Source organism: uncultured Winogradskyella sp. (assembly GCF_947498005.1).
Lineage (GTDB): Bacteria > Bacteroidota > Bacteroidia > Flavobacteriales > Flavobacteriaceae > Winogradskyella.
Genome location: NZ_CANMIW010000001.1, coordinates 75,190 through 100,814, shown reverse-complemented (window position 1 = coordinate 100,814; position 25,625 = coordinate 75,190). Strand labels below are relative to the sequence as shown.

Here is a 25,625-nt window from a genome sequence, read left to right as displayed (position 1 = left end):
TTATAAACTCTGCGCATTTGGGGCTAACGCGTTATAATCTTCAATTTTATCTTTTAAAATCATTCTTGCTCTCGCTAAGTTAGATTTTGATGTTCCTGTTGAAATATTAATTAATTCGCTTATTTCAACATGTGAATAACCATCTAGTACATACAAATTAAATACCAATCTATATCTGTCTGGTAATTCTTGAATAATTTTTAGCAAATATTCAATACTTACGTCATCTTCGTTAATATCTACTGATACATCTTCAATATTACCTTCATTAATAATATCATAAACGCCAACATTATCTCTATAGCGTTGCAACGATGTATTAATTGCAATACGTTTAAGCCAACCTTCGAAAGAACCTTTATTATTATACTGGTCTATTTTTCCAAAAATAGTTATAAATGCATCATGCAAATTATCTTCCGCTTCTGCATAGTTTTTTGAATACTTAAGACAAAGCGAAAATAATTTACTTGCAAACTGCTTGTATAATTGGCTCTGTGCTTTAGCATCTTGACTAATACAATTTTCTATGAGTTGGTTTAAACTCACATGAGTCTAGGAATTAATTAATAATTAGTTACTACCATTAAATTAGTTAGTAGGCGTTCTACCTTCCATGACAGGCACTTCTACCAAATAATATTGATCTTCACCGCTATTTGGATCTTCACCTTGGAAAAATTTAAATATATAGGTTTCATTTCCAGAAACATAGAGATCAAAACTGACTGTAACGAGTTCAGAAACTTCATCACAACTGACTCCATTATTGGCATAGTAAACCGTATTTACTACTGCGACAGTTCTTTCATTTCCATCAATTTCATATATAAAATCGTTGAACGTATGACAAGAATTAGGCTTGATATAGGTCACGAAAATTTCATAGGTTTCACCTTGTACAAAAGATTCTGGCATTTCAACACCATCAATAGGTAAAACCGCTAAGTAAAAGTTGCTTTCTGCACCATCATCAAGGCTACAAGATGTTAATGTAGAAACGAATATTAAAGCTAAAAGGGCAAATTTTTTCATAATTAATTATAGTCAATATCAATATATAGATGCAAAAAGTGTAAAAGGGTTGCGTCTAAAACTAAAAAAATCCTGATTTTTCAGGATTTTTTTAATATTGAATTATTTAGATTCATTTATTAAGGTTCGTACTTTTTCCTCTAATTCATCCATGAGATCCGGATTATCTTGAATTAAAAGTTTAACAGCATCTCTACCTTGTCCTAATTTTGTGTCGCCATAGCTAAACCAAGATCCACTCTTTTTAACAATATCATGTTCAACAGCTAAATCTAAAATTTCTCCTACTTTAGATACACCTGCACCATACATAATGTCAAATTCTGCAAGTCTAAATGGTGGAGCAACTTTGTTTTTTACAACCTTAACTCGGGTTTTGTTACCCATTACATTTCCATTGCTATCTTTTATTTGTGTAGATCGTCTAATATCTAAACGAACAGAAGCATAGAATTTTAAGGCGTTACCACCAGTTGTTGTTTCTGGGTTACCAAACATTACACCAATTTTTTCACGTAATTGGTTAATAAAGATAACCGTACAATTGGTTTTACTAATTGATGCCGTAAGTTTTCTTAAAGCTTGAGACATTAAACGTGCATGTAGTCCCATTTTAGAATCTCCCATTTCACCTTCAATTTCACTTTTAGGTGTTAAGGCAGCTACAGAATCTACTACAACAATGTCAATAGCTCCAGATCGTATAAGATTATCAGCAATTTCTAAAGCTTGCTCACCATTATCTGGTTGAGAAATGATTAAATTATCTATATCAACGTTTAATTTTTCAGCGTAAAAACGATCAAAAGCATGTTCTGCATCAATAAATGCTGCTATACCTCCAGCTTTTTGAGCTTCAGCGATAGCATGTAAAGTTAAAGTAGTTTTACCAGAAGATTCTGGTCCGTAAATTTCAATAACACGACCTCTTGGATAGCCACCAACGCCTAATGCAATATCTAAACCTAATGAGCCAGATGATATAGCATCTACATCAACTACAGCTTGATCGCTCATTTTCATTACCGTTCCTTTTCCGTACGCTTTGTCTAATTTATCTAAAGTTAATTTTAAAGCTTTTAATTTTGCATCTTTTTCGCTACTCATTTGTTCTTTTATTTCTGAATTAATCTGACTTCAAAAATACCACTTATTTTATTTATTTCATTTCTCGTTTAACAATTACTGTAAAAGAAAATATTTTTTTCAATTAATAACGCAACCCTTTTACACTTTTTGCATCTACTTAATGAAAAAGGAAAAATTTGCTATGATATGCGCTACAAAAACTCTAAATTTATTTTAGAGTTTAGTGGCGGATTGAAAGATGTAAAGTTCAATTAAATTAAGAAAAAGATTAGTACGATATTAGGTGTTTCAATTGTTGTCGATCCCTCAACAACTGTAAAGCCGATGAAGATTAACTTTTTAGGTTAAAATTTTAAGTTAGTAAGTTAATCTAAAAGCACTTTGAGATAATCGAAGTGCTTTTTTTGTGCCTAGTTATGAGGCATCTCACTAAAAGTAATATCTTTGCAGATAATATATCTAAACTCTAGTAAAGATGTATTTTAATTATTCTTTTAACCTTAAAATTAGTATAGCATGCAACTGTACAATAACTTAAGTGCTAAAGAAAGAGCAGAGCTTATTCAACAAGCAGGCAAAGAACGCTTAACTATCTCTTTCTACAAGTACGCCAAAATTAACAATACCGAAATTTTTAGAAACCATCTATTTTTAGCTTGGGACGAATTAGATGTCCTAGGAAGAATCTACGTCGCTAAGGAAGGTATTAACGCACAACTCTCTGTGCCAGCAGATAATTTTGAACCGTTTAAAAATCATTTAGACACCATTTCTTTCTTAGAAAATGTTAGATTAAATATTGCTGTTGAGCATGATAATTTTGCCTTTTTAAAGCTTAAAGTTAAGGTCCGTAATAAAATCGTCGCAGATGGATTAAATGATGCGTCTTTTGACGTAACCAATAAAGGTGTGCATGTCAATGCAGAAAAGTTTAACGAACTCATTGAAGACCCAAACACAGTTTTAGTAGATATGAGAAATCACTACGAAAGCGAAATTGGTCATTTTAAAAATGCAGTCACTCCAGATGTAGATACCTTTAGAGAGTCTTTAGATTTAATTGAAGAAGATTTAAGAGAGCATAAGGAAGATAAAAAGCTTGTAATGTATTGCACAGGTGGAATTCGTTGTGAAAAAGCAAGCGCATATTATAAACATAAAGGATTTAAAAACGTTTTTCAATTAGAAGGTGGTATAATTAATTATGTGCGTCAAATTGAAGCCGAAGGTTTAGAAAACAAATTTCTTGGGAAAAACTTTGTGTTTGATCAACGTCGTTCGGAACGTATTTCAGATGATATTATCGCCAACTGCCATCAATGTGGTGAGCCAGCAGATTTACATACAAACTGTGCTAATGAAGCTTGTCATTTATTGTTTATTCAATGTGATTCATGTAAAGAAAAAATGGAGAATTGTTGCTCTACCAATTGCATGGAAATAAATAGGCTACCGTTTGAAGAGCAGAAAGCATTAAGAAAAGGTCAAGGCAACAGTAATGATATCTTTAAAAAAGGACGTGCAGATCATTTGCCGTTTAAAAAAGACTTGCGTAATATTTTTGAGACTATGCCCTCTAAAAAAGACTAATAAAAGCGACTAATTTAAGTGCTGTTATATTTTTTAGTATTAAACTATAAATCTATGGTATGAGTAAGCTAAATAAATAATATTATCTTTACTCATTAATTATTTACGAATCCGATATCTAGATTTTTATAAAATCTAGATTTAATATATAAAATTTTTATGGCTTGTAACAGTTGCGCAACTGGAGAAGATGGCCAACCAAAAGGATGCAAAAACAATGGAACTTGCGGCACAGATAGCTGCAACAAACTCACTGTTTTTGATTGGTTAGCAAACATGTCGCTTCCAAACGGACAAAAACCGTTTATTGGTGTAGAAGTACGTTTTAAAAACGGAAGAAAACACTATTATAAAAACACAGAAAACCTTACTTTAAGCATTGGAGATATTGTAGCAACACAGGCAAAGTCTGGTCACGATATTGGTATGGTTACGCTTACTGGTGAGTTAGTGAGTGTACAAATGAAGCGTAAAAAAGTAAGATTAGACGACGCTGAAAATGTTTTAAAAATATACCGAAAAGCATCACAGAAAGATATTGATATTTGGTCTGTTTCTAGAGATAAGGAAGAGCCAATGAAGGTAAAAGCGCGTCAGTTCGCGATAGATTTAAATCTGAAGATGAAAATATCAGATATTGAATTTCAAGGTGATGGAAGCAAAGCCACTTTTTATTACACAGCAGAAGAACGCGTAGATTTTAGAGAACTTATTAAAGTTTTTGCACGTGAGTTTAGAACACGTATAGAGATGAAACAAGTTGGTTTTAGGCAAGAGGCTGCAAGGCTTGGTGGCATTGGTTCTTGTGGTAGAGAATTATGTTGCTCAACTTGGTTAACAGATTTTAGATCAGTGAGCACATCTGCAGCACGTTACCAACAATTATCTTTAAATCCATTAAAACTTGCAGGACAATGCGGTAAGCTAAAGTGTTGCCTTAACTATGAGTTAGATGCTTACTTAGATGCTTTAAAAGCATTTCCTAGAAATGATACAAAATTGTATACTGAAAAAGGAAATGCTGTTTGTCAAAAAACGGATATTTTTAAAGGTTTAATGTGGTATGCTTACGAGGGTGAATGGATGAATTGGCATGTGATTACAACAGATCAAGCCAATGAAATTATAGAAAAAAACAAGAAAAAAGAAAAAGTTGCTAGTCTTGAAGAATATGCGGCTGAGCATATAGAAGACACTAAAAATGAGTTTGAGAACGTTGTAGGTCAAGATAGTTTAACACGTTTTGATAGTCCAAAATCAAATAAGAAACGTAAAAAGAATAGGAATAACAGAAATAATAAGAACCGAAATAACAATAGCAACGGTAATACTAATAATCGTAATAACAGAAATAAATCTCAAAATCGAAACCGTAATCAAAAACCTAAAGCCAAACCAAATGCAAATACTAAAAAGAACTAGTTGGTTATTTTTAGTTGTTGTAAGCTGTATTTTAATTACAAATTGCGACTCTAACGCTGTTTTTGATCAGTACCAACCTGTTCCTAACCAATGGAACAAAGACTCTATAGCGAGTTTCAGTTTTAAAGCACCAGATACAACTAGTAATTACAATTTGTACGTCAATCTTAGAAATACAGACGATTATAAATTCAGTAATTTATTTTTAATTGTTGAGTTAAATTATCCTAACGGAAAAGCTGTAAAAGATACGCTAGAGTACAAAATGGCCGCACCTAATGGCGAATTATTAGGTACTGGTTTTTCAGATTTAAAAGAAAATAAGCTTTGGTTTAGAGGATTTAAGGAAGCCTTTAAATTTAAAGAAGAAGGAGACTACATTGTAAACATACAACATGCCATGAGAAATAATGGCGAAGTTAATGGTGTAGAAAACTTAAAAGGAATAACAGATATAGGTTTTAGAGTAGAGAAGGCTCAAAAATAATAATTATGGCAAAAAAGAAAACAACATCGTCTAAATCAGAAACATTAGACTTTACAAAATACGTTCGTTGGTTTTGGATTATATTTTTAGGCGGAATTGCGTCTGTTGTGTTATTATTTCTATTAGCATCTTGGGGAGCTTTAGGGGAAATGCCAGATTATACAAGATTAGAAAACCCTGAAACTAATTTGGCAACAGAAATTATTTCATCAGATGATAAAACGTTAGGTAAATTTTATTTCAATGATAATAGAACACCTATTGATTTTAAAGATTTACCGAGGAATTTAGTTGATGCTTTAATTGCAACTGAAGATGTTCGTCATTACGAGCATTCAGGTATCGATGGTAGAGGGACCTTGCGAGCTTTTGTTTACCTTGGAAAAAAAGGTGGTGCAAGTACCATTTCACAACAATTGGCGAGACAATTGTTCATTGGTGTAAGGGACAAGGACAATACAACAAATGCAATCATTCAAAAAATACAAGAATGGGTTTTGGCAATCCAATTAGAACGTCAATATACTAAGGAAGAAATTTTAGCCATGTATTTTAATATCTATGATTTTGGCAATAATGGTGACGGTATACGTTCAGCTTCAAGAATATATTTTGGGAAAGAACCTAAAGATTTAGAATTAAAAGAATCGGCAATGTTGGTTGGTATGTTTAAGAACTCCTCATTGTATAATCCAAGAAGAAATCCTGTTGGTGTAAAAAACCGACGTAATGTAGTTTTAGCTCAAATGATGAAATATGAGTTTATTTCAGAAGAAGTAAAAGATTCATTGCAGAACACAGAACTTGATTTAGATTTCTCTCCAGAAAATCACCGCGAAGGTATTGCTACATATTTTAGAGAGTACCTGAGAGGGTTCATGAAAGAATGGGCAAACAAAGAAGAGAATAGAAAGCCAGACGGAAGTAAATACGATTTATATAGTGACGGTTTAAAGGTGTTTACAACCATTGACTCACGTATGCAGCAATATGCAGAAGACGCCGTAGCTCAGCATATGCCAAGATTACAAGCTGAGTTTGATAACCAAAACACACCAGACAGAAATAAAACTGCGCCTTTTTTAGAGTTAGATGCATCTGAAGTTAAGAAGTTAATGAATGATGGAATGAAGCGTGGTGAGCGATGGAGAATTCTTAAAAATCAAGGTAAATCTGATAAAGAAATTAGAGCTTCTTTTGAGAAGCCAACAGATATGCGAATTTTTAAATGGGTTGATGGTAAGGCAAGTGAAGTAGATACAATTATGAAACCTATTGACTCTATGCGTTATTACAAATCCTTTTTGCGACCAGGCATGATGTCTATGGATCCTTTAACAGGTCACGTAAAAGCATGGGTTGGAGGTATGAATTATAAACACTTTCAATACGATATGGTTAAGCAAGGTGCTCGCCAAGTAGGTTCTACGTTTAAGCCTTTTGTATACGCTACAGCAATTGACCAATTACAATTTTCGCCCTGTGATTCGTTTCCTAGAACGCAAATAACTATAGAAGCAAATAAATTTGGTAATCCAGAACCTTGGACGGTTAAAAATTCAGACGGAAATTATTCTGGTAAACAAACTTTAAAAGATGCGTTAGCGAGCTCTACAAACACAGTTACTGCACGTTTAATGAATGAAATTGGTCCTCAACCAGTTGTGCAAATGGCAAAAAAGTTAGGAATTACAGCAGAGATTCTACCTGTACCTGCAATTGCGCTAGGAACTCCAGATATAAGTATTTACGAGATGGTTGCTGCATATTCTACATTTGCGAATAAAGGTGTGTATAACAAACCAGTAATGGTTACCAGAATAGAAGACAAAAATGGAACCGTATTGTATCAATTTGCTCCAGAAAGTAAAGATGTGTTAAGTGAGGAAGTGGCTTATGTTACTGTAAATCTTATGGAAGGCGTTACACAAGCTGGTTCTGGTAAACGACTTAGACATAATTCTAGTTGGTTAGCAAAATCTGCTGTTTATAAAGAAATAATGACTGGTTATCCATATGAATTAAAAAACCCAATAGCAGGTAAAACAGGAACAACCCAAAATCAAAGTGATGGCTGGTTTATGGGAATGGTACCAAATTTAGTTACCGGTGTTTGGGTAGGCGCAGAAGATAGAGCAGCTCACTTTAGAACCATTCATTATGGTCAAGGTGCCTCAATGGCATTACCAATTTGGGGTTTATATATGAAAGCTTGTTACGCTGATGAGACTCTAAATGTTTCTGATGGTAGATTTGAAAAACCTTCAAACTTAAAAATTGATATCAATTGTGAAGCTAGAGACGAAGGCGATATTGGAGGAAATGGAAGTCCTGCTGATGAGTTTGATACTGATTTCTAAAAATCTATAATAGTCTCACGCATATTTAATTCCTATATATTATAAAGTAAGTGCTTAGTTTCGTATTTTTAAAAAGCTAAATTTTTAAACAATATGATTAACAAAGAAGTAGATAATATTTCAGAAGCCTTACAAGGTGTCTCTGATAATATGACCTTTATGTTCGGTGGTTTTGGTTTGTCTGGTATTCCAGAAAATGCTATTGCAGAACTTGTAAAACTAAACATAAAAGGTTTAACCTGTATCTCTAATAATGCAGGCGTAGATGACTTTGGTCTGGGCTTGCTATTGCAACAAAAGCAAATAAAAAAAATGATTTCATCTTATGTTGGTGAAAATGATGAATTTGAGCGCCAGATGCTTTCTGGTGAGTTAGATGTAGAATTAATTCCTCAAGGTACCTTAGCAGAACGTTGCAGAGCTGCACAAGCAGGTTTCCCGGCTATTTATACACCAGCTGGTTTTGGTACAGAAGTGGCAGAAGGTAAAGAAACAAGAGATTTTGATGGAAAAATGCATGTATTAGAATATGCATTTAAAGCAGACTTTGCTTTTATTAAAGCATGGAAGGGTGATGCCGCAGGAAATTTAATTTTTAAAGGCACAGCGCGTAATTTTAATCCTAATATGTGTGGCGCTGCTAAAGTAACGGTTGTTGAGGTTGAAGAATTAGTGCCTGTTGGTGCATTAGATCCTAGCCAAATTCATATTCCAGGGATTTTTGTACAACGCATTTTTAAAGGTGCACATTTTGAAAAGCGAATAGAGCAACGAACAGTAAGACAAAAAGCATAGTTATGTTAGATAAAAACGGAATAGCGAAACGAATCGCAAAAGAAGTAAAAGATGGCTACTATGTTAATCTCGGAATTGGAATACCAACATTGGTAGCTAATTTTGTTAGAGATGATATTGAAGTAGAGTTTCAAAGTGAGAATGGAGTTTTAGGTATGGGACCTTTTCCATTTGAAGGTGAAGAAGATGCTGATATCATTAATGCAGGTAAACAAACCATAACGACTTTACCTGGTGCATCATTTTTTGACTCTGCTACGAGTTTTGCAATGATTAGAGGGAAGCACGTAGACTTAACGATTCTAGGAGCCATGGAGGTATCAGAGAATGGTGATATTGCAAACTGGAAAATACCAGGAAAAATGGTAAAAGGAATGGGTGGCGCAATGGATTTAGTCGCAAGTGCAGAAAATATCATTGTAGCAATGATGCATACCAATAGAGCAGGAGCTTCAAAATTGCTGAAAAAATGTTCTTTGCCTTTAACAGGTGTTGGTTGTGTAAAGAAGATTGTAACTAATATGGCTGTTATTGAAGTCACAGAAAAAGGATTTAAACTTTTAGAACGTGCGCCAGGTATTTCTGTAGATGAAATTAAAGATGCTACTGATGGCGAATTGATAATTGAAGGAAATATTCCTGAAATGGTGTTATAAATTTTTTAATTGTAAAAAGAAAGCCACTAAATGTAGTGGCTTTTTTGTGCGTAAATTCTTCATTAAGCGTGTTAAATGTTAAAAAAAGATGTATTTCAACGATTAATAATGTATTTGAGCAGATTAATTGAAAATAAGTTACATATTGCAGTCCCAAACAAATAAACTGAATTAACCTGATTTTTAACATAAAACGCAATTTACCTTTTTGTCCCAAATCTACCTTGAATTACTGCTTATGAAAACAAAATCAAATCTACCAGAAACAATTTTAAATGAAGATCAAGAATTTTCAGTTTTAGAAGACACTTTGAAGTTAGTCTCAAATGTTTTTAAATTAGCCAAAAAAGTATTCATGCTATAGTCCTTTTGGAATAGCATGAATTAACTTTTTTGTGTACGCTTTTTTTGGTGCAGCATATATCTGATCTGCATCTCCAATTTCTTCAATTTTACCTTTGTTCATTACCAATAATTGGTCTGCCATATACTTTACAACTGCTAAGTCATGCGAAATAAAAATGTAGGTAAATCCAAACTGTGATTTTAAGTTATTTAATAAATTTAAAACCTGTGCTTGTACAGAAATATCTAGAGCAGAAACTGATTCGTCACACACTATAAGTTGAGGTTCTAAAGCAATAGTTCTTGCTATACCAACACGCTGTCGTTGACCACCAGAAAACTCATGAGGATAACGATCAAAAGCAGAAGCGTCTAGTCCTACTTTTTTTAAAATATCAATTACCTTTTCTTTTCGATCGCTTGTAAAAGTGCCAATATTATGCACTTTCATTGGCTCTAAAATTGCATTTCCAACTGTGAGTCTAGGGTTTAATGATGCAAAAGGATCTTGAAAAATAATTTGGATATCTTTTCTTAATGTTTGCATTTCAGTTCTACTCAAATTAGAGAGATCGCGACCTTTATACAGTATTTTACCCGAAGTGGCTTTGTCTAATTGTAAAATAGCATTTCCTAATGTTGATTTCCCACAGCCAGACTCACCAACTAGTCCAATTGTTTCCCCAGGATATACTTTAAAACTTACGCCATCAACAGCATTAAAAGTTAAATCTTTTGAAAACCATCCTGTTTTTGAGAGGTATGTTTTTTTTACGTCAATTATTTCAAGTAAGGGTTGTTGTGTATATAATTTTTTGTGATTCATTTTTCTGTCAGCATCAGAAATAACAGCAGTGTTAAGGCTATCTTTCATAAAATCTGAGATCGTCGGTAATTGTTTTAATCGAAAATCTGTAGAAGGTCTGGCAGCAATTAATGCTTTTGTATAGTTGTGTTCTGGTGCGTTAAAAATGGTTTTTGTTGTACCTTGTTCAACAATCTTCCCTTGATACATCACGATAACACGGTCTGCTAATTCTGAGACTAAGGACAAATCGTGTGAAATAAATAGCACACTCATTTTAGTTTCGGTTTGCAGGTCTTTTAGTAGTTCTAAAATTTCTTTTTGTACGGTAACGTCTAATGCTGTGGTTGGCTCATCAGCAATGAGTAATTTAGGTTTACAGGCAATTGCCATGGCAATCATAACACGTTGTTTCTGTCCACCAGAAATTTCGTGTGGATAGGCTTTATAGATTCTAGAAGGATTAGGGAGTTTGACTTTTTCAAATAGATTTAAAATTTCATCTTTTATTTCTGAATTCGAAAGCTTAAAGTGCTGTTTTAAAATTTCTTCCACTTGTTGTCCACAGCGCATAGAAGGATTTAAAGAACTCATAGGTTCCTGAAAAATCATCGCTATTTCTTTTCCTCTTATCGCTTGAAATTCTTTCTGTGATAGATGTACCAAATCTTTGTCTTCGAATAAAATAGAACCAGACGTAATTTTTGAAATCTGTTTTGGTAATAAACCCATTAATGCTAATGAAGAAATAGATTTCCCAGAACCAGATTCACCTACAACCGCAACAATCTCATTTTTTAGAATTTTATACGAGATATTCTTAATGATTTCCTTTTCAACTTTATTCTTAAAAAATGAAATATTTAAAGCGTCTACAGAGAGTAAATTTTTAATTGCCATAGGTAAATGTAGTCAATTTCTTCAATAGTGTTGTGGTAAAACCGTAACTATAAAAACTTTGCAGTATTTAATCGAAATCGTTTTCGTTATTTAACATTATTTTAATAATTTCAATGAATTATCAATAAATATTAACTTAAAATAATACTAATTTTTATGAAAAAAAACTATTCTAATGGTGTTTGTTTAGTATTGCTTTTGTTGTGTTTTCTGCCAACATATTCGCAAACAAACCTTCAAAAAGAGCAGATAATTAGTCGTTATGATTTAGAAGTAATTCAAGATTTAAGCGAAAAATTTAATGAACAGGCTAAAACTGAAAAGGCTGAAGCCGTACAAATGGCATTATTAAACGGTTGGCCATTGATTATTAAGAATGAAAATTCATATTTAGAACTTCAGAAAATATCTTCCGAAGGTAAGCCAATCTATTACACTACGTATAATGTGGACGCTGCAGAATCAACGAGAACTAATCATTTAAATTCTGGTGGTTCATTGGGTTTAAATTTGGATGGTCAAAATATGATAGCTCATGTTTGGGATGGTGGTTTAGCCCGTGCATCTCACCAAGAATATGATGGAGCAGGAGGTAGTAATAGATTTTCTATTGGTGATGGAACTACAACTTTAAATTACCATTCAGCACACGTAACAGGTACTATTATTGCATCTGGTGTGGTTGCTAATGCTAAAGGTATGGCTCCTCAAGCCAGTGCAGTTGGTTATGAGTGGAACAATGATATATCTGAGGCAACTAGTGCGGCAGGTAACGGAATGCTAATATCTAATCATTCTTATGGATATGCTGCCAGAAATTCGGCAGGTCAACCGCAATTACCAAATTATTATTTTGGTGGTTACATTACCGACTCTAGAGATTGGGATGAAATAATGTTTAATGCGCCTTACTATTTAATGGTTGTGGCAGCAGGAAATGATGGTTCTGATAATTCTGCAAATGGATCACCTTTAGATGGAAATTCTTCATATGATAAACTTTCTGGTCATGCTACTGCTAAAAACAATATGGTAGTTGCTAATGCAAATGATGCAAATATCGATGCAAATGGAAACTTGGTAAGTGTTTCTATAAATTCTAGTAGTAGTGAAGGACCAACTGATGACTATAGAATTAAACCAGATATTACTGGTAATGGAACTGGTGTATATTCTACATATGAGTCTAGTAATACGGCTTATAATAGTATAACAGGTACTTCAATGGCGTCTCCAAATGTGGCTGGTTCGTTGTTATTATTACAACAGCATGCCAATAATGTTAATGGAAGTTATTTAAAAGCATCTACTTTAAAAGGTTTAGCGCTTCACACAGCCGATGATGCTGGATCTAATGGACCAGATGCAATTTATGGTTGGGGATTAATGAATACAAAAAGTGCCGCAGAAGCCATTACTAATAATGGTAACGAATCTAAAATAGAAGAATTAACATTATCTAATGGACAATCTTATCAGATTACTGTTGATTCTGATGGTATTAATGATTTGTATGCATCAATTTCTTGGACAGATAGAGCAGGTACTGCTACAACTGCTACCAATTCTAATTCAGCTGTGTTAGTTAATGATTTAGATATTAGAGTCTCAAAAGGAGTAACAACGTATAGTCCATGGCGTTTAACAGGAGTTTCTACAAATGGCCAAGGTGATAATATTAAGGATCCTTATGAAAGAGTAGATGTTACTAATGCAACAGGAACATATACTATTACCATTACTCACAAAGGGTCGTTAACAGGAGGCAGTCAAAACTATTCGTTAATTGTAACAGGTTTATCTGGTACTCCAATAGTTTGTAGTGCAACCACACCAACAGGATTATCTATTGATGGATTTGGGTCATCTACAGCAACCGTTTCTTGGGATGCTGTGCCAGGAGCGTCATATGATTGTAGATATCGTGAATCAGGTACGTCAGCTTGGACAACATCTTCAGTGTCTGGAACTTCAACTTCCTTATCTGGTTTAACGCCAGAAACATCTTATGAAGTGCAAGTGAGAAGTATCTGTGCCGATAATTCAACGTCGTCATACACAAGTTCTGCAAGTTTTACAACAACCGAAGTGCAACTAAACTATTGTACATCTACAAGTAGTAATGTTAACGATGAATATATTAGTCGTGTACAATTAGGAATTATAGATAATACATCCGGAGCTCAGTTTTATTCAGATTTTACTAATTTATCAACCGTGTTAAATCAAGGAGAGAGTTATTCAATTACAGTAACTCCTACTTGGACAGGAACTACATATGCAGAAGGTTATTCAGTGTGGATAGATTATAATCACGATGGCGATTTTTCAGATTCAGGAGAACAGGTCTGGTCGCAAGCAGCAACACAGACTGCTCCAGTTAGTGGTAGCTTTCTAATTCCTTCAGGAACTTATATAGGAAATACCAGAATGCGCGTTTCTATGAATTATAATGCAGTGCCAACAGAATGTCAATCATTTACTTATGGAGAAGTAGAGGATTACACGGTAAATCTTACAGGAGGAACACCAGATACAACTGCACCAGTTATTACATTAACAGGAGCTTCCACAATTAACTTAGAAGTTGGTGATACTTACAGTGAATTAGGTGCAACTGCAACAGATAATATAGATGGCAATTTAACATCTAGTATTGTCATTACAGGAACGGTAAATACAAATTCTGCAGGTACATATACTAAATATTATAATGTTAGTGATGCTGCAGGTAATGCGGCAACCCAACGCACGAGGACAATTATTGTAACTGAACCAGCAGATACAACAGCACCAGTTATTACGTTAACAGGCGCTTCTACAATTAATTTGGAAGTTGGTGATGCTTACAATGAATTAGGTGCAACAGCAACAGATAATGTAGATGGTAACTTAACTTCTAGTATTGTGATTACAGGAACCGTGAATACCAATTCTGCAGGAACTTATACCAAGTATTATAATGTTAGTGATGCAGCAGGAAATGCAGCAACGCAACGAACACGGTCTATTGTAGTTACAGAACCTTCTACAGGAAGTGGTTGTACAAGTGGAATCTCTTCATTCCCTTACTCTGAAAGTTTTGAAAACACTTTTGGAGCATGGACACAAGCAACAGGTGATGATTTTAATTGGGCAACAAGAAGTGGAACAACACCATCCAGTAATACAGGTCCTTCTAGTGCAGATACAGGTTCTTATTATATTTATATGGAATCTTCATCTCCTAATTATTCAACAAAACGAGCGATTTTAAATTCGCCTTGTTATGATTTATCAGGTGTGTCTCAGGCTACTTTCGGGTTTCAATATCATATGTATGGCGCCTCTTCAATGGGAAGCTTAGCTTTAGAATTGAGTGATGATGATGGTGCGTCATGGACAAGTATCTGGAGCGCATCTGGAAATCAAGGGAATTCTTGGTTATCAGCTAGTGTTAATTTAGCTGCTTACGTTGGTGCTTCAGTACAATTAAGATTTAATGGTGTCACTGGTACTACTTGGCAAGGTGACATGGCAGTAGATGCAGTTAGTTTATCTGCAGGTGGTGGATCTGGTTCAACTTGTGCTGATGTTTCATTATCTATAACATTTGATAATTACCCGGAAGAAACAGCTTGGAGTGTTGTTGATGCCTCAGGTAGTACAGTGGCTTCAGGAGGAACTTATGGTTCTCAGGCAGATGGTTCCACATTAACTATTGATGTTGGATGTTTAGATGTAGGTTGTTATGATTTTGTGATTACAGACACTTATGGAGATGGTATTTGCTGTTCTTATGGTAATGGTTCATATTCATTAACAAATTCTGATACAGGATCTGTATTAGCTTCAGGTGGCTCGTTTACAAGTTCTGAAACTACAAATTTCTGTATAGGAAGTTCTAGTTCTAATTTCGGATTAAATGCAAGTGTAATTGCAGAAAATCCTGCTCAGTATTTTAAAGTACATCCAAACCCTGTTAAAGAATCACTTACTATTGATTTAGTTGGGTACGAAGCGCAGACTTATGAAATATTAAACATGTTAGGGCAAATTGTAGCAAAAGGACGTTACAGTTCTACAATTGATGTATCTAAATTTGAAAATGGTGTTTATATCTTACAATTGAATATTGGAGAAAAGAAACAGTTAAAACGATTTATTAAGGAATAAAATGGTCCTTGATATTTTTTGTTAGTAATGAAAAAGTCCTGATTATTATATCAGGACTTTTTTTATACATGCTTTATTTCGTTCTCATGAAGCAATTCATCTCCTCGTAACCTCAGGAAAATTTGAGCTACAGCGATGGTGTCTTTTTCACAATAGATTATAATACGGTCAATTTCTTTCTCTTTGTAATACACTCTATAAACTTCACTACCATCAATATCATCTTTTGGTGATGGAATGCCTAAAACGTTAGTCATTAGTTTTAAGGATGTGTAGGTTTTATAGTCGCCAAATTTCCAGAGTTCTAAAGTATCTAAATGAGGCACTTCCCATGGTTTCTTTCCAAAGAGATTTAGTTTGTATGGCAATTCTATGTTGTGGATAATCATTCTTCTGGCTATGTACGGAAAATCAAATTCCTTACCATTATGAGCGCAAAGTAAATGTTTGTTTGAGCTAAAATGTGATATTAGTAAATTTTTAAAATCTTTTAAAAGTTTAATTTCATCGCCATAAAAAGAAGTCACTCTAAAGGTTCTAGATTCGCCCTCCATTTTAAAATATCCAACTGAAATACAAACTATTTTACCAAACTCGGCCCAAATACCTGCTCTATCGTAAAATTCTTCAGCGGTAAACTCTTCTTTTCTTTGATAACGCGATTTAGCATCCCAAAGATCTTGTTTAGTTTTGTCTAAATCAGAGAAATTTTCCGTTTCTGGAACAGTTTCAATATCCAAGAATAAAATGTTTTCTAAGTTTAGTTTATTAATCATCTTTAAGTGTATAATTTACAATTGAAATAGCAAATAATAGGCGTTGTAGATAATATACAACTGATGAAATGCTTATAATTAGGTAATTTTCTTTGACGTATTCAGAGTAATTAATCGTTGCTTCACGATAACCTTCAAGCGATGAAATACCGTAAATACCATAAAGCACTTGTAAAACTTGAATAACAAAATAAATACCAATTAGCCAAACTATTAACTTTATCAGATTATCCTTAATTAGCACTTTTTGCTTAGTAATTAATTTTAATATTACGTGCACAGAGATTATAAAAACGGCTAATTGGACTACTTCCTTTACAATTATAACAAGCAAAGGATCTTGATTAATAAAAATTAAAAACTGGTTTATTATTTGACCAATAAAATTGGCTAATTCAGAAGTTAGCAGGATTGAAAACCCACCGACAACTAAAAATAATAGATGTTCTTTTGTTATTAATTTGTTCAAGTTTAGAATTATTTTTCCATCATCTTATAAGCTTCTTCAATGTATAGACTAATGTCATTTGTAAAAACACCAACACCAGCATCTGGCGATTTTTTATGTCCTAATCTAACAATGATTACATTATCTTCTGGTTGCACTATAACGTACTGACCAAGGTGGCCACGCATCATAAAAAAGTCTTTGCCAAATTGTTTTTTTAACCACCATCCATAACCGTATTCTGGGCTTTCAGGAAATCTAGGTTTTATAGACTTAGCAACAAACGTAGAATCTAATATTTGTTTACCGTTCCATTTTCCGTGGTCTTTAAATAACTTGCCATATCTAGCAAAATCTTTAGCGTTGCTTGCAATACAGCAATAAGCTTTTACTAAATCATTATCTTCACTATCTACTTGCCAAAGCGTTTCGTTTTCTGAACCGAGTGGTTTCCAAAAACTAGATTCAAAATAATCATATAGTTTTTTACCACTTGCTTTTTCAATAACCATAGCGAGCATTTGCGTGTCTCCACTCGCATATTTATAGGATTTTCCTGGATCTGTATCCATTTTTAAACCATTCATCACTTTAGCTAAATCATCATCAAAATATGCACGTGTTGTTATGGATAATGGCGAATAGTAGGCCTCGTCCCAATTGGTACCAGAACTCATTGAAGATAAATCGCCAACCGTCATTTTTGCGGCTTTACCATCGCAAAATGCAGGTAAGAAATCGCAAACTGGTTGGTCTATACTTTTTATATATCCATCTTGTATAGCTTTGAACATTAAGCCAGACACATAACTTTTTGCCATAGAGAATGAGTTGGTCTTAGAGTCTTCATTAAAACCATCGTAATATTCTTCAAACCAAACACTGTCATTTTTTATGATGACGTACGCAATAGATTTCCAATCAGTATTGGCTGATTTTAAATCATCTGTGGCTTCTACAGAATTATAGGCTTTATGATTTGGCCAAGGTTGTGGATTATCACTTGCAGCAATCGCTTGATTATCGAATTTTTTGTAATCTTCTAAGTAAGCCGTAGAATGACCTGTTAGATAAATAGTTCGTACTGCTTTTAATAGATAATCTGTGTCTGTTATGTATAATGCAGCAATAACTATAGCAAGTAATATGGCTATAAATTTTAAAGTCTTTTTTAGGAATTTCATATAGAGAGCTTGTTTATTTATTAGTTTTTCGATTGGCTATTTTTTCTTTATAAAACTGTTTATCTGCGATATAAAGTGTTTTATTAAAAGTAGCAATAATATTTTGTTCTGCATCTACAAGATCTATTGTTTTAGAAATATCGGTTTCGTTATTAGAGGCTACAATTTCTTTTATGGCCTCTATTTCTTCAATTTTAAAAACAAATTCGCCATAGATTATTGTTTTGCCTGGTTTTTTATAGCGTGCTTCTACGGCTTTATCCCAAACCACATAATCGTCGCCAAGTAACTGAATTAATTGTATCATATAAATTGGGTCTGTTGCAGATAGCATACTTCCACCGAAAATAGAGCCTGCGTAGTTGCGGTTTTTCCAGTTGGGTTTTATTCTAATTTTTACATAAAGCAAATCGTCACTGACTTCTATAAGTTTTGCAGTTGTACGTCTGTACATTGGTGACCAATTAAAACCATATTTATAAATAGTAGATGTTTTAAAAAAGCGTTTTAAGATTTCCGTACCTTTTTTATACATTAAAATAAAGATTGTTGTTTGTAGTCGCTTTCATGATTAAGCAGCCATTGTTTTCTATATAACCCACTTGCATAACCTGTTAAACTTCCGTCGCTACCAATAACTCTGTGGCAAGGCACAATAATCCAAAGTGGATTTTTACCGTTAGCACTAGCAGCAGCTCTGATGGCTTTTACGTCGCCTAATTGTTTAGATAATTGTAAATAGGAAATCGTTTTGCCAAAAGGTATAGTTTCTAACTGATGCCATACTTTTTTTTGAAAAATGGTACCATCAGGATTCAACTTTAGGTCAAAGGTTTTGCGTTCTTCGTTAAAATATTCTTTAAGCTGTATGACACAATCAAGTAAAACTTCAGGTATAGTGTCTGATATTTCTTTTTTGGTGTCTAATACTGAAACAGAGGTAATGCCATTGTCGTCGCCTACGATTTTGGCATGGCCTAGAGGTGTTTCAATATAGCAAATTTGCATTATTCTACAGGCTTATCGTTATCAATAATGCCTAAACGTTTTGCTCTAGTTTCCCAACTTCGTCTTGCTAATAATTGTAAGTCAGATACATTATCACTTTCGTCCATAATTTCAAGACCAAGTAATGTTTCAATAACATCTTCCATAGTAACTAAACCGCTTACTGTACCATATTCATCTACAACGAGAGCCAGGTGGTTACGGCTTTCAATAAGTTGTTCAAACAAGGTAGGTATTGATAAGTCTCTATTTACGATAATGATACTTCGCTTAATTTCTGATAATAATTTTGAACCATTGCCTAATGCCATTTCTTTAAAAACTTCGGCTTTTAAAACTAAACCAGTAATGTTATCTACATCATTAGTATAAACCGGAATTCTAGAAAAACGAATATTAGAATTGGCATTGAAAAATGCTTCAATGGTCATTTTTTCGTTTTCAGTTTTTACAACTGTTCGAGGCGTCATTACATCTTTAGCTCTAACTTCTTTAAAATTCAGTAAGTTTTTAATGACTTTACTTTCGTTTTCTTCAAAAACACCTTCTTCTTGTGCAATATCTGCCATAGCAACAAAGCCTTCTCTACTTAATACACTTCCATGACCTTTGCCACCTATTAATTTGGTAGTGAGTTGAAGTAACCACAAAATACCTGTCCATTTTAAAGGGAATATTAAAATATTTAGCGCTTTGGTAGTAAAGTTGGCTAACTTTTTCCAGTAGGTTGCACCAATAGTTTTTGGGATAATTTCTGAAGCCACCAAAATAAGAATTGTCATTATAGTTGATACTACACCAACCATAATATCTTCGGTAAACTCAAAACCTAAAAAGGATTGTTTAGTACTACCATAAATCTCAGCATAAGCCACTTTTGCTTGTACACCAACTAAAATAGCACCAACTGTGTGTGCAATGGTATTTAAAGTAAGGATTGCAATAAGAGGACGATCGACGTCTTTTTTTAATTCTTCTAATTCTATAGCATAGGCTTTGCCTTCTTTCTTTTTAAGATTAAGAAAAGTTGGTGTAATACTTAAGAGTACAGCTTCTAGAATAGAACATAGAAATGAAAAGAAGATGGAAATGACAGCGTAAAAAATGAGTAAGCCCATTAATATTTGGAAGTTTTAGATGTACAAAGTTACAAAATGAATACTAATTTAAAGCTAGCTAATTTTATAGTTATTACCAAGTTATATTTAATACATAATAAAGGCGCATTAATAAATTTTGTAAATTGAAGCATGAAAAATTTTATTTTAATAATCTGCTTGATAGGAATCTATGCCTTATCTGCTCAAAATAAAGGAAAAATTACCTACCGAATTGAAGCAATTAAAGATAGCATTGAGAAGCCTTTTGAAAATTTAGAAAACTCAGAAGCCAAAAATATGGCATTACAAATGTTTCAAGATTCTAAACCTGTAGAAGCTTATTTGGTCTTTAATGATAGTGTTTCTATTTATAATGTAGAGCCAAAAATTGATATTCCTGGATGGAATAATAGTAGTGATGGTCTTATCATCACAAAAAGCAAAATCAATATTTCATGGTCATTAGCAGGTGGTAGTTCAGTATATTTTAATGACCTGAGTCGTGATTTTACTATTACTCAAAATGAAATAATGGGTCCAACAGTAAGAGTGATTCAAAAGCCTAAAGAGTGGACAATTACCGAAGAATCTAAAGTTATTGATGGTTACACTTGTTATTTAGCCACCATTGATAAGCTTAATGATAAAAAAGTAAAAGCGTGGTATACAAAGGAAATACCAGTGACACATGGACCAAAAGGATTTAACGGTTTACCAGGTTTAATTTTAGAAATTGAAGATGTAATCTACTTATGGAAAGCCATTAAAATAGATTTTGAAAGCCCTGAAGCTAATGATATCGTAGAACCAGTTGAAGGCGATTTAATGACCAATGAAGAGTTTGTGCAGTTTTGCGGCAACCCATTTGGTAAGGATTAGAATATAAAAAAAAGTTTAACTAATCAATTTCACAACATCCTTAGCAAAATAAGAAGCAATTATATCTGCACCAGCACGCTTAATAGATGTTACTTGTTCCATCATTACAGCATCGTGGTTTAACCAACCTTTTTCTGCAGCTGCTTTTAGCATGGCATATTCGCCAGATACCTGATAAACAGAAATAGGGATGTCAAAAGTATTTTTAATATCTCGTACAATATCAAGGTAACATAAACCTGGTTTAACCATTACAATATCTGCACCTTCATTAATATCCATTTCGGTTTCTCTAAGCGCTTCTTCTCTGTTAGCAAAATCCATTTGATAAGTTTTTTTATCCTTTGGAATATCAACCACATCAACAGGTGCTGAATCTAGAGCATCTCTAAAAGGCCCATAAAAAGCAGAGGCATATTTAGCCGAATAACTCATAATACCAACATCGATGAGGTTAGATTGGTCTAAGGTTTCTCTTATACCAATAATTCTACCATCCATCATATCACTTGGTGCAACAAAATTGGCACCAGCTTCAGCGTGAGACAAACTCATTTCAGCTAAAGCTTCAACGGTTGCGTCGTTTATAATTTTTCCACCTTCCACAATACCATCGTGTCCGTAGGATGAATAAGGGTCTAAAGCCACATCAGTCATAACTAACATGTCTGGACAAACCTCTTTTACCGTTTTAATAGCACGTTGCATTAAACCATTCGGATTCCAAGCTTCAGTACCTTTATTATCTTTTAGTTTGTCATCTACTTTTACAAAAAGTAAAACCGATTTTAAACCTAAATTCCAAAGTGTTTTTACTTCGTCTTTTAATAAATCTAAACTAAAACGATAGTAATTTGGCATCGATGCAATTTCTTCTTTTACACCTTTTCCTTCTACCACAAAAAGTGGCACTAAAAAGTCGTTTGGTGTAATGTAAGTTTCTCTAACCAAACTTCTAATTGCTTCGTTAGTTCTTAGTCTTCGATTTCTTCTAATTGGAAACATGTTGGTGTCTATTTAAAGGCCTGTCAGGTTTTTGAAACCTGACAGGTTTTTACATTAATTATGATTAATTTTATCGTCTTCAAAGTTAATCAATAAAACCATTTTAGAGTGCTCAAATCCCTAGATGATTTAGAATTTATTTTTCCTTGGCGAAGCTACCAAGCCGAACTTTTAAAGCACTTTAATAGTCATATTGCAGATAACCATTTTCATGTTATTGCACCACCAGGTTCTGGGAAAACCATTTTAGGATTAGAAATTGTTAGAAAATTAGGGAAGAAAACCTTGGTTTTAGCACCAACGCTGACCATTAGAAACCAATGGGAAGACCGATTGCAAAACTTTTTTACCGAGAATTGTGATTTTGAAACCTTTTCATTCGATATTAAATCGCCACGCGATGTTACCTTTTCTACTTACCAATCTTTGCACGCTTTTTATAAAACGTTTGAAGACAAAAACGACTATTACCAATTCTTTACAAAGCAAAATATTGAAACTTTAGTTTTAGACGAAGCACATCATTTAAAAAATGCCTGGTGGAATTGCTTAATGGATTTAAAACGCAATTCTGAATTTTACATCGTTGCGCTCACAGCTACACCACCTTACGACAGCAGCAGAGCTGAGGTTTCTAAATATTTTGCACTTTGTGGCGAAGTAGATGATGAAATTGCAGTACCAGATTTGGTGCGTGAAAAGGATTTGAGTCCACATCAAGATTTTGTCTATTTCTCAAAACCTGAAGATTTAGAGATAAATTTTATTGTTGATTTCAGACGAAACATTTCAGATTTTAAAGATGAATTATTAAAAGACGAAACCTTTATAGATTTTTTAATTGACCATCGGTTTTACAAAAACCCAAATTGGCATTTAGATGAACTCTATGCGAATGCCGAATATTTTTCAGCCATTCTCATCTTTCTGAATGCTTGTGGATTTGAAATTGACCATCAAAAATTAGAGGTTTTAGGGTTCGATGAAAAAGAAATGATTCAATTTCCTGAACTCGATTTACATTGGTTAAGCATTTTATTTCAAAACCTATTAGTTTCCGATAGAGAACAATTAATTGAACAAGAAAAGTATGTTTCAACCTTAGAAAAACGATTACGAAAACTTCATGTTTTTGAGCGAAATTCAGTTGATTTTATTGGAGAACAACGACTATATAAATCCCTTTCGAACAGTCCGAGTAAGCTAAAAAGCATCGTAAGCATTGTAAATGCCGAACGTAAGAGTTTAAAACGCGATTTAAGATGCGTGATTCTTACGGATTATATTCGGAAGGAATTCTTAACGGTTAAAGACAATGAAATAGAGCATATTGATAAAATTGGCGTGCTTCCTATTTTTCAATACATAAGGCAGTATTGCGAAAAACCTGAAGATTTAGCAGTGCTTTCTGGTAGTATCGTTATCATTCATCACTCTATTTTAAGACATTTTAAGGCGATTGAAACTTTAGACCATTTTTCGTTTTCGCCATTACAAATAGACGAATCTTTTTTATTGGTAACTTCAAAAGGAAAGCCGGAAAATTCTATTGTAAGCATTATTACTCAACTTTTTGAAGCAGGCTATATTAGAGTTTTGGTTGGTACAAAATCCTTATTAGGCGAAGGTTGGGACGCACCATCCATTAACAGTTTAATTCTGGCCTCATTCATCGGTTCGTTTGTGTCGTCTAACCAAATGCGAGGTAGAGCGATTAGAAAAGATGCCGATTCGCCAAAAAAAACTGGAAACATTTGGCATTTGGCCTGTGTGGACCCTACCGTTTTAGATGGTGGTAAAGAAGTAGATACTTTAAAGCGACGCTTCGAAGCTTTTGTAGGTGTAACCAACAGTACCATTCCGTTTATTTCCAATGGTTTTGAGCGCTTAAATATTCCTGATGAGGTTTCTGTGGAATCTATTGATGCCTTAAATAAATCTACATTAGAAGTGGCGACCAAACGTATTCTAATTACCGAAAAATGGAATAATGCCATCGGAAAAGGCACTAAATTAACCAAAGAAGTTAAGATTATGCATCAAGGCCAACGTCCTTATAAACGCCAAAAGCAAATCTATTATTTTGATGTACTTCGGTTTTTTGTAGTCGAATTGTTAATTACAATTTCGCTTTTTTATGTGGAATTTATAGCAGGCAGTTTCAACCTTATTTTACAACGTGGTGTGCTTTATTTTGTCTATGCATTTATTGCTGCGTTTGTCGCCATGTTTGGTTATAAACTTTGGAAAGCCGTAAAACTCTACATTCGTCATGGTTATTTGTATAAGAAAATCGGGAAAATGGGATTAGCCATCTTAGATACTTTAGATGAATTAGGTTATATCACTTCTGGTAGAGCTAATATTAGCGTGAATTCTTATGTATTAGCAAAAGGCGATGTGGTTTGTAATTTGATTGGTGCCAATGCGTTAGAAAATTCATTATTCGCCAAAGCATTGAGTGAGCTTTTAGAGCCAATTGAATCGCCAAGATATTTAATTATAAAGACGAATTTTTTTAGAAAACAATTAGATGTTGAAAATTTCTACCCAGTTCCGGAATTATTTGGTGATAAAAAAGATAATGCTTTAGTGTTTCAAAAATATTGGAACCAATATTTAGGGCAAAGTAAATTGGTTTTTACACGAAGCGTTGAAGGCAGGAAACTACTTTTAAAAGCAAGATTGTTTCATGTATATAATGCTTTTAAGGAAGTGACTAAAGAAGTTATGGTTTGGAAGTGATGTAAAATAAAATTTCAGACCTGACAGGTTTCAAAAACCTGAAAGGTCTTGATGTAATTATTCCAAATTCCTGATAAATTTATCATTATTGATGTAAACATCATCTTCGCCTTGTTGGTCAAAAGGATTTTCTAAATGCGACTGAATATTATCTAAAGCCACCAAAATAACACTAAACATAATTGGTACAGCATATTGTAACCCGAAGTTATAACTCGTTACATTATGAGCAAAATGTGGACCGTAAATAACAGGTAAAACCACAATAAAAATGTCACTATAGGTGCGTAATGTTCTTGGTGTTCTGTATTGGTAGATGTGTTTTACACGCTCAAAAGAAATCATCATCTTACTTAAAAATTGATTAGACCTTGAAGCTTCGCCAGAAGGTAAGCCATGGGAACGCATGCTTTTTATGAACTTTGATAAATCTTGAAAACTATGATAGACGGCTTTTTCATTTTCCTCTAAGTCTTCAACTGAATTAGAAAACACATGTTTGCAAGACTTTAATAGGTTGCTGAGATGCACTTTCAATTCGTCTTTAAGCTCTTGAGGCGGATTTTCTAACCAATCGGAAACGGCAAAATAAAGTGCTCTTCCGTGTGCTTTAATAGAACCATATTCGTCTAAGGCAACTTCTCTACGTTTGTAAGCACCACCAATTGAAAACACAATAGGGAACACAATGGCTGTACCAATTAATGTTAATGGGAAATCTGCTTTAATATGAAAATGTAAACAAATAGCAGTTGAAGCAATTGCCAAACCAGTGATTACAAATGTTTTTATGTTAATAATTAGAAATACACGTTTAAATAATTTCCACATAATTTAATTT

Annotated in this window: 22 protein-coding genes; 10 read left to right on the top strand and 12 right to left on the bottom strand. The window is 33.6% G+C overall.

Going from position 1 to position 25,625, the window contains the following annotated elements; genetic code table 11:
* The 3 genes from Q0891_RS00525 to recA all read right to left on the bottom strand — a co-directional run bounded on the left by Q0891_RS00525 (position 1) and on the right by recA (position 2,142).
* Positions 1-549 (bottom strand): sigma-70 family RNA polymerase sigma factor, encoded by a 549-nt coding sequence (locus Q0891_RS00525; RefSeq protein WP_299098076.1) that lies wholly within the window; start codon positions 547-549, stop codon positions 1-3.
* Between the two features lie 42 nt (positions 550-591).
* Positions 592-1,035: a hypothetical protein gene (locus Q0891_RS00520; RefSeq protein WP_299098074.1), complete on the bottom strand. Its 444-nt coding sequence runs from the start codon at positions 1,033-1,035 to the stop codon at positions 592-594.
* Between the two features lie 102 nt (positions 1,036-1,137).
* Positions 1,138-2,142, bottom strand: coding sequence for a recombinase RecA (recA, locus tag Q0891_RS00515; RefSeq protein ID WP_299098072.1), 1,005 nt, complete (start codon positions 2,140-2,142; stop codon positions 1,138-1,140).
* 498 nt (positions 2,143-2,640) lie between these two features.
* Here recA and Q0891_RS00510 point away from each other — a divergent pair, with 498 nt between their 5' ends.
* The 7 genes from Q0891_RS00510 (at position 2,641) to Q0891_RS00480 (ending at position 9,798) form a co-directional block, all read left to right on the top strand.
* Complete coding sequence (locus Q0891_RS00510; protein WP_299098071.1) at positions 2,641-3,714, top strand: rhodanese-related sulfurtransferase; 1,074 nt, start codon at positions 2,641-2,643, stop codon at positions 3,712-3,714.
* A gap of 159 nt (positions 3,715-3,873) precedes the next feature.
* Entirely contained in the window at positions 3,874-5,136 is a 1,263-nt protein-coding gene (locus Q0891_RS00505) for a regulatory iron-sulfur-containing complex subunit RicT (RefSeq protein WP_299098069.1), read from the top strand.
* Positions 5,114-5,623, top strand: coding sequence for a gliding motility lipoprotein GldH (locus Q0891_RS00500; RefSeq protein ID WP_299098067.1), 510 nt, complete (start codon positions 5,114-5,116; stop codon positions 5,621-5,623). Before Q0891_RS00505 ends, Q0891_RS00500 begins: the two co-directional genes overlap by 23 nt.
* Before the next feature lie 5 nt (positions 5,624-5,628).
* A complete protein-coding gene (locus Q0891_RS00495) occupies positions 5,629-7,983 on the top strand; it encodes a transglycosylase domain-containing protein (protein ID WP_299098065.1) in 2,355 nt (784 codons plus the stop codon).
* A 93-nt stretch (positions 7,984-8,076) separates the two neighbouring features.
* Positions 8,077-8,778, top strand: coding sequence for a CoA transferase subunit A (locus Q0891_RS00490; RefSeq protein WP_299098063.1), 702 nt, complete (start codon positions 8,077-8,079; stop codon positions 8,776-8,778).
* A 2-nt stretch (positions 8,779-8,780) separates the two neighbouring features.
* Positions 8,781-9,434, top strand: coding sequence for a CoA transferase subunit B (locus Q0891_RS00485; RefSeq protein ID WP_299098061.1), 654 nt, complete (start codon positions 8,781-8,783; stop codon positions 9,432-9,434).
* Positions 9,435-9,672: 238 nt separating this feature from the next.
* Entirely contained in the window at positions 9,673-9,798 is a 126-nt protein-coding gene (locus tag Q0891_RS00480) for a hypothetical protein (RefSeq protein WP_299098059.1), read from the top strand.
* On the opposite strand, the gene Q0891_RS00475 is transcribed toward Q0891_RS00480, so the two are convergent.
* Positions 9,793-11,484, bottom strand: a complete 1,692-nt coding sequence (locus Q0891_RS00475; RefSeq protein WP_299098057.1) for an ABC transporter ATP-binding protein — start codon at positions 11,482-11,484, stop codon at positions 9,793-9,795. The two genes, Q0891_RS00480 and Q0891_RS00475, sit on opposite strands and share 6 nt — an antisense overlap.
* A gap of 156 nt (positions 11,485-11,640) precedes the next feature.
* Here Q0891_RS00475 and Q0891_RS00470 point away from each other — a divergent pair, with 156 nt between their 5' ends.
* On the top strand, positions 11,641-15,639 hold the full coding sequence (locus tag Q0891_RS00470) for an immunoglobulin-like domain-containing protein (protein WP_299098055.1): 3,999 nt from the start codon (positions 11,641-11,643) through the stop codon (positions 15,637-15,639).
* Positions 15,640-15,701: 62 nt separating this feature from the next.
* Here the strand turns inward: Q0891_RS00470 and Q0891_RS00465 are convergent, their stop codons facing one another.
* Genes Q0891_RS00465 through Q0891_RS00440 form a run of 6 tightly spaced genes read right to left on the bottom strand, consistent with a single transcriptional unit; the run spans position 15,702 to position 20,173 of the window.
* A complete protein-coding gene (locus tag Q0891_RS00465; protein WP_299098053.1) occupies positions 15,702-16,415 on the bottom strand; it encodes a 3'-5' exonuclease in 714 nt (237 codons plus the stop codon).
* Positions 16,408-16,884 carry a hypothetical protein gene (locus Q0891_RS00460; RefSeq protein WP_299098051.1) on the bottom strand — a complete coding sequence of 159 codons (477 nt, stop codon included), beginning with the start codon at positions 16,882-16,884 and terminating at the stop codon, positions 16,408-16,410. The genes Q0891_RS00465 and Q0891_RS00460 overlap by 8 nt, the downstream gene beginning before the upstream one ends.
* 8 nt (positions 16,885-16,892) lie before the next feature.
* On the bottom strand, positions 16,893-18,047 hold the full coding sequence (locus tag Q0891_RS00455) for a serine hydrolase (protein ID WP_299098049.1): 1,155 nt from the start codon (positions 18,045-18,047) through the stop codon (positions 16,893-16,895).
* 13 nt (positions 18,048-18,060) lie between these two features.
* Positions 18,061-18,582: a DUF4442 domain-containing protein gene (locus Q0891_RS00450; protein WP_299098047.1), complete on the bottom strand. Its 522-nt coding sequence runs from the start codon at positions 18,580-18,582 to the stop codon at positions 18,061-18,063.
* Positions 18,582-19,055, bottom strand: a complete 474-nt coding sequence (locus Q0891_RS00445) for a methylated-DNA--[protein]-cysteine S-methyltransferase (protein WP_299098045.1) — start codon at positions 19,053-19,055, stop codon at positions 18,582-18,584. Before Q0891_RS00445 ends, Q0891_RS00450 begins: the two co-directional genes overlap by 1 nt.
* Positions 19,055-20,173 (bottom strand): CNNM domain-containing protein, encoded by a 1,119-nt coding sequence (locus Q0891_RS00440; RefSeq protein WP_299098043.1) that lies wholly within the window; start codon positions 20,171-20,173, stop codon positions 19,055-19,057. Before Q0891_RS00440 ends, Q0891_RS00445 begins: the two co-directional genes overlap by 1 nt.
* 132 nt (positions 20,174-20,305) lie before the next feature.
* Between Q0891_RS00440 and Q0891_RS00435 the strand changes: the two genes are divergently transcribed.
* Positions 20,306-21,034: a GLPGLI family protein gene (locus tag Q0891_RS00435; protein WP_299098041.1), complete on the top strand. Its 729-nt coding sequence runs from the start codon at positions 20,306-20,308 to the stop codon at positions 21,032-21,034.
* Between the two features lie 15 nt (positions 21,035-21,049).
* On the opposite strand, the gene hemB is transcribed toward Q0891_RS00435, so the two are convergent.
* Positions 21,050-22,039 (bottom strand): porphobilinogen synthase, encoded by a 990-nt coding sequence (gene hemB, locus Q0891_RS00430; protein WP_299098040.1) that lies wholly within the window; start codon positions 22,037-22,039, stop codon positions 21,050-21,052.
* Positions 22,040-22,147: 108 nt separating this feature from the next.
* Here hemB and Q0891_RS00425 point away from each other — a divergent pair, with 108 nt between their 5' ends.
* Positions 22,148-24,784 carry a DEAD/DEAH box helicase family protein gene (locus tag Q0891_RS00425; protein ID WP_299098038.1) on the top strand — a complete coding sequence of 879 codons (2,637 nt, stop codon included), beginning with the start codon at positions 22,148-22,150 and terminating at the stop codon, positions 24,782-24,784.
* Between the two features lie 57 nt (positions 24,785-24,841).
* On the opposite strand, the gene Q0891_RS00420 is transcribed toward Q0891_RS00425, so the two are convergent.
* The gene (locus tag Q0891_RS00420) at positions 24,842-25,615 is read right to left on the bottom strand and encodes a hypothetical protein (RefSeq protein WP_299098036.1); all 774 of its coding nucleotides are present in this window, start codon (positions 25,613-25,615) and stop codon (positions 24,842-24,844) included.
* Positions 25,616-25,625 lie beyond the last annotated feature (10 nt).